Below are 14,133 nucleotides of genomic sequence, written 5' to 3' on the forward strand. Positions count from 1 at the left end.
TTTAGGGATTTCCCGAGCGTGCTGGAATGGCCAGTTTTAGCAGTTGTGGGCTAATCTTCAGACCGGCGGCCTGACCCTCTTGACGGTTGATGCCAAAGCGGATTTTATCTTGCAGGGTGCTGAAGGTGATGATCCCTCCCAACGCCTCAAAACGGCTGGATTCACCCACCGTGAGCACACTGTGTGAGTGCAGGGATTTCATCGAAGGCCCGAGCCTGGATTCCTCCCCCTCCGCCACAAAAAGCAGGTCCACCGTAGTAGCTTCAGAGACTGAAGAAAGATATTTTACCAGGAGCTTTCTGCCTCCCACCATCCGGCCACGGACCACCTTTTCCAGCTCGTTGCCGAAAGGATTCCTGCCCAGGACGCCCATCACAAACGCATCCCCTGGAGATCCCGGACGCGGCTCTGGCCACACCACAAACTTCGTGAAATTGTATAAAAAGGCCGCCTTGATCTGGTGCTCCTTGGAGCCTTCTTCTGCTCCCTTTCCACCTGGGCAGAAAAACAGCGGGCAGACGAGCAGCAGCGCCAGCAGCCACCAGCGCAGGGCAGTGGGGGTAGGGTTAGCGCTAGAGAGGAGTTTCGTCATGGATTTTAAAATCGCCACGTGACCTTCCCGTAGATGCCTCTAGGTACAGAAGAAGTGACCGTCACCGGCTGGTCCCTCTGCTCCATCTGATAGTTGGAGAATAGGTTTTGAGCGCTCAAGGTTACATCCATGCTGTCTGTCACCCTGTACAGCAGCCGGAAATCCCCCGTCACATACCCTGGCACCGATTCGATCTGATCCACATACCGCACCTGGAAATCCAGGCTTAGCCGCGAAGAAAAATCATAGGAGGAGCGCAGCACTGCCTGCTGCGTGGGTATTGACCGCTCCTGCACCTCGGAATTCCAGTCATTGCTCACTGAATGAAAGTTCGCCAGCAGCAGGGAATAGCTCCCCGTCAGCCGCCATTTATCCGAGGCTGAAAACGTCATCGAGACCTCACCCCCGTAAGTTTCCGCGCTCAGCACATTGTCAAAAGGCAGCTCTGCCCGGCCGGAGGTGGCCCCTGGCACCAGACGGCTGATGGCCTCCACGCTGATGAGTTCATCGTATTGATTGTAAAAGGCTGCGGCATCGATGCTCACGCGGCTGTGAGGCTGGATGCGATAGCCCAGTTCATAAGCCCACAGGACCTCCGCGTGCGGTTCCAGATTTCCCACCACCGTCGGTGTATAAGGGATGCCGCCGGGGCCGATGAAGGGCTCGGCATACTTGATGCCAAAAACATCCATGCTTTCCAGGGCGGAGGGGGTGCGCACGGCCCGTGAAGCGGCTGCCCAAAGAGTCTGTTTCTCCGTGGGCTTGAACAGGAGTCTCAAACTCGGCTGGAATTCATAACCGGTGTAATCATTATGCTCCAGCCGCGCACCTGTCGTCACCCGCACGCGGTCACGCATCATGCGCCATTCATCCTGGATGAAGAGGCTGTATAGATTGCGGTCGAAGCTGTCTTCCCAGACCCTCACATCCGGCGTCGTTTCCTCCACGGAATTCGTCACAAACCGATAGCCTGCGCCCCAGGTGATATCGTGATGCTGGCCGAGGGAGAAGCTGTGCTGGATGGCTATATCGAACGTGTCCGAATTATACAACGCACGCCGCATTTCATCCCGATAGACGCGGTCATAAAAGGCTTGTACTTCTAGCCGGGAACTGCCTGATAACTCCTTCACCCAACGTGCCAGTGAATTAATGTTGTAGGCATTGGATCCTCCCTGGTCCATTTCCAAAAACGTCGCATCTGCCTGCCAAGTCAGTTGGGTATCCCCATCCGCATACTGGTCCACACGGAATCCGCCATGCCAGCTCATCCAGGCATCCTCGGCAGAGCGGCCATTCGCCAGACGGTAGTCATCGTTGGACTGGGTGCTGGCAAAAATCCGGTAGTAAACATCCTCGCTGATCATGCCGCCATAGCGCCCGCCGGCGAGGGTTTGATGCACATTACCGCCGCCCAGGTAGATCAGGCTGCCCTGGGTCTCCCGCGCACTGCGGCTCACCACATTGATCACCCCGTTCATGGCATTGGCACCCCACACGGCAGCACCAGGACCACGGATGACCTCGATCTTTTCCAGGTCCTCCAGCATCTGCTGCTGAAGATCCCAAAACACCCCGGCGAAGAGCGAGCTGTAAGCCGCACGCCCGTCCACAAGGACCAGCATTTTGTTGGCAAAGACGGTATTGAATCCACGAGCGGAAATCGCATACTGCCCTGAATTCACGGCCCCTACATTCATCCCAGGCACCAGCCGCAGCGCATCCGCGATGGTCGTCGCCCCGGACCGTTGAATGTCATCGTTGGTTAGCACAGAAACGGCGGCAGGGGAATCAAACAGCCGGGTTTTCCGCTTGGTCACGGAGTTCACCGATTCATTCAGAAGCTGCTCCATGCTCAGATCCGCCAAGCTATGGGCGATGCCCTCTGCCACCACCCTGGGAGAGGCCAGTGAAAGGGTGCTCAGACAAGTGAGCACTGTCCAAGCAAACCTGTGCAGAGGTTTGAAAAAGGAAGGCTTTGATCGCTGGAGGCGCAGGAAAGGCAAAGAGTTAAAAAGTATAAGTGAATTTCAGTCGGAAACTGCGCCCATCCTGTGGGATCGTATCCTGGACGTTACCCGCCACGGAAGGGTGTGAGTATTCGGTGTCAAAAAGGTTATAAAGGGTGGCGGACAGCTCCAGGTTCTTCATCACCTCACGGCTGAACAACGTCGCATTCGCGATCAGGAATCCCGAATTGTGTTTGCCTGTCGCCGTGGTCACATCCCCGGTATATTGCAGTTCCAGACCGCCATATAGCTTCTCCTTATAGAGTGGCAGGATCAGCTTCAGCTTCGCCAGATGGCGGGGTGAATTGCTCAGCTCCTCCCCCGTCGCCTCATCCTCCGTCCGTTGCAGGGCATAACTGGCACGCAGGTTGAGTCCACGCGCATACCGGCCTTCCAGTTCGACCTCGAGTCCGTTGGAGCGCACATTATCGACATTATTAAAGACATACAGCCCGTCCACAGGGTCGATCTCCTGGGTAATCAGATCGTCGATTTCATAGTGATAGGCTGAAACATTGAGCCTCAAATTCTTTGGCAGGATTTGCTCATACACCAGCTCATAGGTATGAATGGTCTCGGGCTCCAGCCACAGATTTGACTTGTTATACCCAGGGCTTTCCAAATACATCTCATACGCATTGGGCGCACGATAAGCCTGACCGTACAGAAGCTTAAAAGTGCTCTTTTCCCAGGGAGTATAAATCAGTCCCACCCGAGGATTTGCCGTGCCTCCGAAGTTGCTGAAGTAATCATACCTCAGACCCCCGTTCAGCAGTAAATCATCCCTGAGTTTAATCTCCGCCTGCGTATAGATCCCCAAGGTGACGGTTTCCCTTTCATCCTCGAAAAAGTACGCCGTCGGGTCTGTTGAATACCCTGCCTGATAAAGGCTCAGGCTGTGCCGGTATTCGGCTCCGACAATCACCGTATGACGGTCTAAAAAAGTGCGCGTAAATTGCAGTTCCGCACCGATGCCCTCAGCAGCATGGTCATCGACATTCACATACGCAGGCAGCACGTCGTCATACGGGTAAGTCCCCAGGTAGGAGTAGTGGTCGTAAAACACGCGCGCCGTCATCTCCGTCCCGCCGGTAAAGCTGTGTTCGAACTTCAGGTTAGCGAAAAATCGCTCATCCACGGTTCTTTGCCTGCGGTCATTAAAAATGGTCCCGTAAGAAGCCGTCGGCACCTGTTTCTCCCTCCGCGACCAGCCTGCCGTCAGCGTGAAAGCCTCATAGCTCAGGCTCCCAAACAGGCTCTGTGAATAATCTCCGTCGATCCCGTCCGCCACCCCGCCGTTATTCCCTGCCGTATTGAATTCCTCAAAATACAGCCCCTGCTGTCCGTCCGATGAAAGCACGGATCCTGAAAGCACTAACTCCACCCCGTTTTTGAAACTCTTGCCGTAAGTAAAGCGGCCCTTGTAACTGTCGAAACTGCCCACAGCAAAGGCCGCCTCGGTGCCATTGATCTGACTAGGCTTCCTCGTCACTACATTGATCACCCCCAGAAACGCACTGTTGCCGTAGATTGAAGAACTCGGCCCCCGGATCACCTCCACACGCTCAATCAGATCCACGTCCAGCATTCCCTCGGTGCCGATCAAGGCTGAACTATAAAGGTCATCATTCATCCGGTGACCGTCCACGAGAAGCAGCACTCGTGTATTGTAATCACTTGGCCGGTTAAACCCCCGCATCCCCACCGCAGAATAATTCCGGTCATAAGTCACATACACCCCGCCCACCCCGTTCAGTACATCCGCCAGCGTTCGGTGCCCCAGCATCTGGATCTCATTGGCCGTCACGATGGTCACGGATGCCGGTGCCTGGCTTATTTTCTGGTCGAATTTGGAGGCCCCATAGACGGAGTCCAGCTTGATATCCATCAGTTGTTCCAGGCTCAAGTCACCGTAGTCCAGTGCGGCCAGTTCTTTCACGTTCGGTCCTTCTTCATCCGCTGCCTTTACACTCTCCGCACACAATAGAATCTTCGCCAGCAGCAGGACTCCTGCGCGGAAGATTGTTTTGGTGATGGTAAAAACTTTACTCACAGACAGAAAAACCTTTATAAATGATCAAATGTTCCGAATGCTCTCATTTCCTCACCAGCGGGTCGAATGAAAAGGTGAAGGGAGCAGCATTGTAAATAAGCCATGACTGAAAAGAAGAAGTGAAGATCAGTGTCTGGTAGCTATTATTGATCCAAAACATGCAATTAAATATGGATATTATCAACGCCTTTCCGCTTTGATTGCATATTGCATGGATATTCGCTTAAAGACGGCTCTGCCAAAAGCACTGTAACTGGCTCTGGAATTCAGTGGAAATCGCGTCTTTCACCTGGGCGGCAGCCCCTGAAGACTTAAAAATCCTCAGTTTATACCCACCCGCCTACGCCTTCCCGCGCTTCACCATCGCCATCGCGATTTCCCACAGGCCCTGCACATGCTCCCAGCGGCGAATACCCAAATCCACAAGGAAAAGCAGCAGCAGGGTCAGGATGAGGGGGGGCCAAAGCTCAATGTATTGTACAGCGCGTGTCTCGCTCATGTCCGGCAGTTCACCGGGTTTCAGAATTTTTCCGCCGGTCAGCTTCGTGGCGCGGTCCAATAAATCTTCATTCACCGTGCCCAGGCTGGCTTCGCTACTTGGATTATGAATCAGGCCGGCGGAGACCATTTCCGCACCGCTTTGCGCCCGGACGAGGTATACCCCCGGCTGATCCGGTCGGAAACTGCCTTCATACAAACCTGGGCCGCTCTGGCCCAGGGTGAGATTTTGCACCGGCTTCAGGGGCGCGCCCAGTGCATCTGCGGCGACGAAGAATACCTCCGCCTGCACCTGCGCATCATTGGAGCGGGTGCCCGCATCTTCCTGCAGGTCCACCCGCAGGAGTGCATCATCCCCGCGCATTTCCGTGGCCAGGTCCATGTGCCGTCCCTGCGGCGGGCGGGCGGTTTCCCGCAGCACTTGGGACCAAAAGCGGCTGAACTCCGGCCAGCGGGCGATCCACAGAGACGCCCAGCGGCTTTTTGCATCACTGGTGAAAGCGGTGACCTTGCCCAAGCCGAAGCGCCAGTGCGCCAGCAGGGGATCTCCCGTATCCGTCACCAGCGGCACCTGCGCCGTCGCCTTGCGGATCGTTTTCACATAGCCCAGCAGGTCAGGGGAGGTCCATTTATCAAAACCTGCCAGCATCGCATGCTTTTCCACCAGCACCGGGATGAAAGGCTCCTCGCGCATCATCCGGCCTGTGTGCATGAGGGTATCCTGGGTGAAAATGCGGCTGATGTTCGTCGCATCCGTCGTGGTATAGGACTGCCCGCCGCCGCTGCTGGCGATGGCCTGGAGCAGCGCCACATGTGAGCCTTCACCGATGGAAACGGTGGAAATGGTGATGCCCTCGCCCCGGCATTGCGCGGCCATCGCTTCATAACCTGAGCCGGAGGTCTGCCCATCGGTCAGGATGATCATGTGCTTCACCTTGGCCTTCACCCGGCGCAGAGCCTCGCGGCCTTCTTCAAAGGCAGGCTGCAGGTTGGTCCCGCCACCGGAGGCCACGGCGGAAATCTGCCCCGCCACCGTCGCTGTGGAGGTCAGCCGCGTCATCGGCGCCACCACATGCGCCTCACTGTCAAAAGCATACACGCCGATGAAATCATTGCGCCCCAGCACCTCCGCCGTGGCGATGGAGGCACTCTTGGCCATCTCCAGCTTTTCACCCGCCATGGAGCCGGACCGGTCCATGACGATGGCCACTGCCGCGCTTTGTTTTTCCTCCTCATCCGGGGCCTTCAACCGCACCGGCAGCAAGTCATCCACCGGTGTCTTGTAATAGCCGCCCAGGCCGAAGCTGTTCGGCCCGCCCAGCATCAAAAAGCCGCCGCCCAGCTTGTCCACATAGTCCCGCATCGCATTCATCGTCCCCTCGCCCAATACATGAGCAGGTACATCGCTGACGATGATGCCGTCATAACCGGAGAGCTGATCCAGCGTCGAAGGGATATTCCCCGGCTGCCGCAGATCCAGCTCGATGCCCTCCTTGGCCATCGCTTGCGCCAGATACGCAGCTTCACCACCCTCACTGTCCAGGTAAAGCAGCCGCAGCCGCCCGCGCACATCCACCAGGGTGAGTGCACTGTTATTCGCCGGGATGGAGTCCCCGCCGATGCCTTCCAGCACCGCGCGATATTTGAAAATGTTTCGTTCCCCAGGCGTCCGGGTAAAGGTTTCCGCCAGGGCCACTCCGGCTTTGAGGGTGACGGGCCGCTGCTCCACCTGAATCCCGTTTTCGTAGAGCTTCAGCGTGCCCTGCGCATCCAGCGTGGACTCGATCTGCGCCGTCAGTTTCAGCGTCGCCCCTTCATTCAGCCGTGCCCGGCTGGCCGTCAGCTCGCGGATGCGCGCATCCGGCTTGCGGGGGCCTGCGATGGGCAGCGCATGCAGACGCACCCCGGCCACACTGGCCTGCCGGGCAGCCTCCAGCAGATCTCCCCGCGTTTCATGCCCGTCCCCGATGATGACGATGTCCCGGCTGGCCCCGGCGGGAAAAAGCGCCTCTGCGTACTCAATGGCCGCACTGTAATGACTGTCGCCGCCGTGCTCCGTTTGGAAGCGGGTCAGATTGTTCACCGGTTGCGGTCCCTTCGGTGTCAGTACGGGTTTATCCCCCAGCATGACGATGAAACTTTCCGTGTCATCCCCCAGGCGGCTTTGCAGGCGGGCGGCCTCCGCCAGTCCCTTGGTCAGCCCTTCCGTCCCCTGGCTCTGGCTGGCATCCACCACGATGCCCAGCGCTTTTTTACCCGTCTGTGAAATCCGTGCCGGACCCGCCAGCGCCGCCAGTGCCAGCAGGATGCCCAGTGCACGCACCACCAGGAGCAGCCTTTTCCTCAGTCCGTCCATGGGATGCGCCGACTGGCTTTCAAACCACAGCAGTAAAGCCAGGGCGGGCAGAGCCAGCAGCAAAAGTTTCGGCGATTCCCAGTCCATGTGAATTAAACGCAACGCTAGGGACAAATGCCGCACTTCCAAGCGAATACCTCATAGACTTCACTCTCACTTCGTTCACCAGTCCTGGTCCTCCGCTCACCATGCACATCCCTTCTCTCATTGAAGCCAAGCGCGATGGCCATGCCCTGTCCGCAGAGCAGATCCGCTTTCTCATCACCGCCTATGCGCAGGGGGACATGCCGGATTATCAGATGAGCGCACTGGCCATGGCCATTTTCTTCAAAGGCATGAGCGGTGATGAAACGGCCGCGCTGACTGAGGCGATGCTGCGCAGTGGCACCGTCCTGCACTGGCCTAAGGACGCTCCCATGCGCGTGGACAAACACTCCACTGGAGGGATCGGGGATAAGACCTCCCTCATCCTCGCCCCCTTGCTGGCCTGTGATGGTCTGTGGGTGCCCATGATCTCCGGACGTGGTCTCGGCATCACCGGCGGTACACTGGACAAGCTGGAGTCCATCCCTGGATTCCGCACCCAACTCAGCGAATCCGAAATCTATAAAACCCTGCCCATCACCGGTTGCCTCATGGTCGGCCAAACCGCCAACCTTTGTCCCGCCGATAAAAAACTCTACGCTCTCCGGGATGTCACCGGCACCATCCAGAGCATCCCGCTGCTGACCTCCAGCATCATGGGGAAGAAGCTTGCCGAGGGACTGAACCGCCTCATTCTTGATGTCAAATACGGCAGTGGAGCCTTCATGCAGACCCGTGAGCAGGCCCAGGCTCTGGCGGAGAGCATGGTCAGCGTGGGCCGTGCTTTAGGTGTCCGTTCCAGCGTCCGCCTCAGCCCCATGGATGAGGCCACGGGAGAATCCGCAGGCAATGCCCTGGAAGTCATCGAATGCCTCCGCTGCCTCCAGGGCCAGGGGCCACCGGACCTGGAAAACATCGTCCTGGACCTGGCTTGCGCCGTCTCCATCTCCTCCCGCGCGGAACTGCGGCAGATGCTGCATGATGGCCGCGCCTATGCCAAATTTCAGCACATGGTCACCGTCCAGGGTGGGCGTGTGGAAAGCCTGGAGCGCTTGCACAAAATTCACCGCGCACCCGTCATCCATGAGATGATCGCTGACCGCAGTGGCCATCTTCGGCGCTTGGATGCAGGCACCCTTGGCCGCGCCGTCCTTGCCCTCGGCGCAGGACGAGCCAAAGCCACCGACCGAATCGATCCCGCCGTCGGCGTGGACGGGCTGCGCAAGGTTGGCCAGGAAATCCAAGCGGGTGAGGTGCTGCTGCGCATTCATGCCCGTAGCCAAGCCGATGCGGAGGAAGCTGAGAAAGCCATCGCTCAAGGCGTGGATATTCGGTAAGCAGAAGCCGGGAGCCTGTTGCATCACCGGGTGCACTTGCTCACTTCGTCACCATCTCATCCAGGTTCAGCAGCAAGTTTGCCACCATGGTCCAAGCGGCCAGTTCGCTCACGTCCAGGTTCGCATCTGGCTTGGATTCACCAAAGCTGATCGCCAGCTTCGCTTCCTCCGGCCGTGCCTTGTATTCCGCCAGATGCTGTTTCAACGCCTGGAGGACGATCTCAGCCTCCTGCGCTGTGGGGTAGCGTCCCGTTGCACTGCGGAAAGCTTTCGTGATCCGCGCATCGGTGCTGTCATTCTTTTGAAGCAAAAGTTGTTGGGCGAAGTGGCGCGCTGCCTCGAAGTATTGCACATCATTCATCAGGTTCAGCGCCTGCAGCGGGGTGTTGCTGCGCTCCCGACGCAGGCAGTACGATTCCCGGTTAGGCGCATCGAAGTTCGTCATCCCTGGTGGTGGTGCGGTGCGCTTCCAGAAGGTATAAAGGCTGCGGCGATACAGGGATTCACCCGTGTCCTGCACATAGTTGCGGGTATTGCTACCGCCAAAGCCCACTGGCTCCCAGATATTCTCCGGCTGATAAGGCCGCACCCCTTTGCCGCCGATCTTCGGACTCAGCAGCCCGCTCACAAAGAGGGCGCTATCACGCACCACTTCTGCATCCGCACGGAAGCGCGGCCCACGTGCCAGCAGACGGTTTTCAGGATCTTTGTTCAGGCTCTCTGGAGTGAATTCCGCAGTCTGCCGGTAAGTGTGCGAGGTGACGATACCCTGAACAAAAGCCTTCATGTCCCAGCCGTTTTCACGGAAGGTCACCGCCAGCCAGTCGAGCAGCTCCGGATGGCTCGGCGGCTCACCCTGGGAGCCAAAGTCATTCGTCGTCTTCACCAGACCTGTGCCGAAAAACTGCTGCCACAAGCGATTCACCGTCACCCGTGCAGTTAAGGGATGTTCGGGGGAAACCAGCCAGTTGGCCAGGTCCAGTCGTGATGGCTGCTCCGCATTGGGCAGGGGCGGGAAGACGGCGGGTGTGCCACGGCTCACCTTTTCCCCCGGCTGATCATACAGGCCGCGGTTCATGACGAAGCTTTCTCTCGGCTGCGGCAGATCTGCCATGATGAAGGTGGCCGGGATCACATCCTCCAGTGCCTTCCGTTGGGATTCCAGCGCCAGCTTCTCACCACGCACCCCGTTCACGATTTCCCGCGCGCCCTGGTACTCATTTTCATACCACCAGTCCTTCACGCTTTTCGTCTCCGCTTCTGTCCACTCCGTCACCTTTTTGCCACGCACCAGCATTTGCAGATCCTGCGGCAGCTCAGCCACCCGGCGGCCCTGGTTTTTCGTTAGCCACACACTCCATGACCACTGTGCATCCTTCGCCGGATCCACCCGCGAGCTCATGCTCAGCCGGTCCCAGGACACGGTGCCAGCGAATTGAGTGAACGCATAACCCGTCACCTTCATGCCCGGCTTCAGCCCCAGTTTTTCAATGGGAACGTCCAGTTTTACCCACTCGCCCGCTTTCGGCAGAGCCCCCATTTTGACACGTTCTGGCGTGCGCACTTTGCCAAACGGGATGGCTCCTTCCTCACCCCAGAAGGCACGGTGATTCCAGCCACCGCCGACAAAAAATTGCAGCATGATGGATGAGGGTGGATTTTGCGGATCCAGGAAACACTGCACGCTGATGACCCCATTCGCCGGAACATCAAAGGTGGCTCCATCGCTGAAAAAATCCTGCGCCACCGCCGTGGCCGTGCGCCGGAGTGCCATCTCGCCACTGAAGACAGGTCCGTCTTTTTTGCTCACCAGCGTGGTCGGTTCACCGCCAGCACCATTCACGGTGACGCCAGGAGGAAAGCTGTCTTCAAACCACACCACCTCCGTCTTCTGAACGGGCGGCGGTGGCGTCAGGCTGGCCGGGTCGGTGTATTCGATCTTCGCTATCGCCTGTTTAATCTCCTCCTGCTTGGCCGTGATGGCCTGGTCCAGCTTTGTCAGCTGCACTTTTTGTTCGGGGGTGGAAAGCCGCAGGATGGGCGGTGTCAGCAGAATGTTGCCATCCATGGCCGGGTCCGCAGCGCTGTTAAAGAACGAATACAGCGCATAAAATTCCTTTTGGCTGATGGGGTCAAACTTGTGGTCATGACAAACGGCGCAGCCCGCAGTCAGGCCCATCCAGACAGCCACCGTGGTATCCGTACGATCTACCGCATAACGAAAAACAAACTCCTCCGCGATGGAGCCGCCCTCGCTCGTCGTCACATTGCAGCGGTTGAATCCAGAGGCAATCTGCTGGTCCACCGTCGCATTCGGCAGCAAGTCTCCGGCGAGTTGCCAGCGGGTGAATTCATCAAAGGGCAGATTGTCATTGAAGGCACGCACCACCCAGTCGCGATACGGCCACATGCTGCGTTCATTGTCCAGGTGCAGACCATGGGTATCCGCATAGCGGGCTGCATCCAGCCAGTAGCGGCCCATGTGCTCCCCATACCGTTCCGATTTTAAAAGTCGCGACACCACTTTTTCATACGCATCCGCTCCCGTGTCCGCCAGAAAGGCATCCACCTCCGCCAGTGTCGGCGGCAGGCCGGTGAGGTCCAGTGTCACCCGGCGGATCAGTGTTTCTTTGGAGGCCTCCGGCGCAGGTGCCAGCCCTTCTTGCCTCAGCCGATCTTGCACAAACGCGTCAATGGGATTGCGTACGAGCGCGCTCTTCACCTTCGGCGTCGCCGCTTTCACGGGTTTCTCAAAAGCCCAGTGCTTCTGGTACTGCGCGCCTTCTTTGATCCATCGCTGAAGGATCTCCGCCTGTTGGGGGGTGATCTTTTTATGCGATTCCGGCGGCGGCATGATTTCGTCTTCATCCTTGCTCAGGATGCGGGTGATGATGCTACTGCCCGCCGGGTCGCCAGGCTTCACGGCCTGCACACCGTCGATGACCTGATACGCGCCCTCTGGAGTATCCAGCCGCAGATCCGCCTTCCGCTTTTTCGCATCGTAGCCATGGCAGGCAAAGCAGTTGTCACTGAGGATGGGCCGGATGTCCCGGTTAAAATCCAGCCGGGTAGCAGCCTGCGCAGCCTGGGCGGCGAGCGTCGTAAAAGCGATGACAAAGAAGGTACGCATCCACCCGTCAGTACGTCCGCCACAGGCTCCGCATTACAAGTACATGGCGAACAGGCAGCATGCTTCATCCGGCTGCGCAGGATAGTCATATCCCCGGTTAGGGATCAATGCCATCCGCAGGCTATGGACTCGGGTGGCTGGCGGTCCCTATCCCAGGTCATTTGGGCGCGGGCTTGGCCGCAGGTTCGGGCGGCACTTTTTTAAAGTCCGTCAGTTTGGCCAGGCCATAATAGTAGCCGGCGACACTGCCCAGCAGCAGGAGGAAGGCGACCATGGGCCAAAAGCCGGGAAGCCAGGGCGGGGAAAGACGGCGGCGGCGTGACATGGGAGAAGATGAGGGAGAGGTGGCGGAAAGGGAAGGTGAAATGTCACTAACGGAACAATGCGCCCAGCTTTTTTCCCAGGAGCAGGGCTGCACCGGTGATGGTGATGGTGAGGAAGATCATGGCCCAGACACCGAGTGCGGAGGCCAGGCTGGGGCCGTTGCCGAGGGCCATGACGAGGAAATAGATGGCTTTGGTGATGGGGAAATGAGCGGCCTGCTGCGCCAGGATCATGGAATCACTGACCTCCAGCATGGCGAAGGCAAAGGCTAGCAACGCACCTGCCAGCAGATGCGGAGCCACCAGCGGCAGGGTGATGCGCCAGAGGGCTCTCTCCGGTGTGGCACCGAGGTTTTGCGCAGCTTCTTCCAGCGTGGGACTGACCTGCTGAAAACCAGCGGAGGCGGAGCGGACGATGAAAGGCAACCGGCGGACCGCATAGGCGATGACCAGGATGAGGACGGGATTTTCATCCAGGATCAGCCAGTCGAAGTACTGGCCGGGCCGGGTCATGGCCAGGTAACCAAAGGCCAGCACAACGCCCGGCACAGCCAGAGGCAGCATGGCCATGGCATCCAGCAACTGGCGGCCCCAAATGCGGGTGCGCACATTCACGTAGGCCACACCGATGCCTAACAATAAAGCGAACAGGATGGCGATGACGGAGTATTTCAGGCTGTTGGCAATGGCGCTGAGGGTGATCTCATGGCCTAGCGCCTCCTGGTAATGATCCAGGGTGAAAGCCTGGGGAAGCACGGTGCCATACCAGTCATCCGCAAAGCTGAGCATGACCACGCCGAGGTGTGGCAGTACAGCGACAAAGGTCACCAGGGCAAAAACCAGCGTGCACAGCCAGCCGAGGCCAAGGGGCAGCCTCAAGGTCTCGCGCCCGGTGGTGGCGCGTCCGCCGCCGGTGGCATCGGCACGGCCAAAGAAGACTTTGCCCACCAGATAGATGAGCGTGCTGAAGACCAGCATGACCACGACGAGGGCATAAGGGAAGGGGTTGTCACTGAGGTCATTGAGGGAGCGGAAAATCTGCACTGAGGTCACGCGGTCGTAGTCGAAGACCAGCGGCACGCCGAGCTCTGTGAAAGCCCAGATGAAAACCAGGGTGCCCCCGGCAAAGATACCCGGCATGATCAGCGGCAGCGTGACCCGCCAGAAACGCTGAAGCGGTGAGCAGCCCAAATTTGCCGCCGCCTCTTCCATGGCGGGATCCAGATTGGCGAGGGCTGCGGCCACATTCAGATACAGGATGGGATAAAGGTGCAGCACCTCCATGATGACGATGCCCAGCATCTGCCCCTCACCCAGCCAGTCCGTTGGATGCTGGGCGTTCATGAGGCCGAGATCAATCAGCAGCGCATTCAGAGAACCGGCTTGGCCCAGGATCGCCTTGATGCCAATGGCACCGACAAAGGGCGGCAGTACCAAGGGAGTGAGCACCAGACTGTTGAGCAGTGTCTTGCCAGGAAACGTATAACGAACAAAGAGCACGGCCAGCGGCAGCGAGATGAGCAGGCAGCCCAGCGTTGTCCAGATGGCGATGACGAACGAATTGATCAACCCCTCGCGGTAGAGGGTGTTCATGAAAACTTCGCAGACAAACTCCAGGGTAAAACGGTGGTCTGGCGTCTCAAAGGCAAGCTTCACGGTCGTCCAGATGGGATAGGCAAAAAAGCAGCCGAAAAAGGCGGCCATGATGCCAGACACAAGGAGGGCGAGGGAGCGTGACATGGTGCGAAATT

At 58.3% G+C, this 14,133-nt stretch carries 8 protein-coding genes; 1 reads left to right on the forward strand and 7 read right to left on the reverse strand.

What is annotated here, in order from left to right:
* Position 1 precedes the first annotated feature (1 nt).
* From EI77_RS21450 to EI77_RS21465, 4 genes are all read right to left on the reverse strand, one after another.
* Positions 2 to 592 (reverse strand): TOL_0243 family YfiR-like periplasmic protein, encoded by a 591-nt coding sequence (locus tag EI77_RS21450; protein ID WP_133797369.1) that lies wholly within the window; start codon positions 590 to 592, stop codon positions 2 to 4.
* Between the two features lie 5 nt (positions 593 to 597).
* Positions 598 to 2,529: a TonB-dependent receptor plug domain-containing protein gene (locus tag EI77_RS21455; RefSeq protein ID WP_133797370.1), complete on the reverse strand. Its 1,932-nt coding sequence runs from the start codon at positions 2,527 to 2,529 to the stop codon at positions 598 to 600.
* Positions 2,530 to 2,602: 73 nt separating this feature from the next.
* Complete coding sequence (locus tag EI77_RS21460) at positions 2,603 to 4,654, reverse strand: TonB-dependent receptor plug domain-containing protein (protein WP_133797371.1); 2,052 nt, start codon at positions 4,652 to 4,654, stop codon at positions 2,603 to 2,605.
* A gap of 340 nt (positions 4,655 to 4,994) precedes the next feature.
* The gene (locus tag EI77_RS21465; RefSeq protein ID WP_133797372.1) at positions 4,995 to 7,595 is read right to left on the reverse strand and encodes a VWA domain-containing protein; all 2,601 of its coding nucleotides are present in this window, start codon (positions 7,593 to 7,595) and stop codon (positions 4,995 to 4,997) included.
* Between the two features lie 101 nt (positions 7,596 to 7,696).
* Here EI77_RS21465 and EI77_RS21470 point away from each other — a divergent pair, with 101 nt between their 5' ends.
* Positions 7,697 to 8,929, forward strand: a complete 1,233-nt coding sequence (locus tag EI77_RS21470) for a thymidine phosphorylase (protein WP_133797373.1) — start codon at positions 7,697 to 7,699, stop codon at positions 8,927 to 8,929.
* Positions 8,930 to 8,969: 40 nt separating this feature from the next.
* On the opposite strand, the gene EI77_RS21475 is transcribed toward EI77_RS21470, so the two are convergent.
* From EI77_RS21475 to EI77_RS21480, 3 genes are all read right to left on the reverse strand, one after another.
* On the reverse strand, positions 8,970 to 12,059 hold the full coding sequence (locus EI77_RS21475) for a PSD1 and planctomycete cytochrome C domain-containing protein (RefSeq protein WP_133797374.1): 3,090 nt from the start codon (positions 12,057 to 12,059) through the stop codon (positions 8,970 to 8,972).
* A gap of 157 nt (positions 12,060 to 12,216) precedes the next feature.
* The gene (locus EI77_RS23465; protein WP_166647432.1) at positions 12,217 to 12,384 is read right to left on the reverse strand and encodes a hypothetical protein; all 168 of its coding nucleotides are present in this window, start codon (positions 12,382 to 12,384) and stop codon (positions 12,217 to 12,219) included.
* Positions 12,385 to 12,430: 46 nt separating this feature from the next.
* Complete coding sequence (locus tag EI77_RS21480; protein WP_133797375.1) at positions 12,431 to 14,122, reverse strand: ABC transporter permease; 1,692 nt, start codon at positions 14,120 to 14,122, stop codon at positions 12,431 to 12,433.
* Between the last annotated feature and the right edge of the window lie 11 nt (positions 14,123 to 14,133).

This window comes from Prosthecobacter fusiformis, from assembly GCF_004364345.1.
GTDB lineage: Bacteria > Verrucomicrobiota > Verrucomicrobiia > Verrucomicrobiales > Verrucomicrobiaceae > Prosthecobacter > Prosthecobacter fusiformis.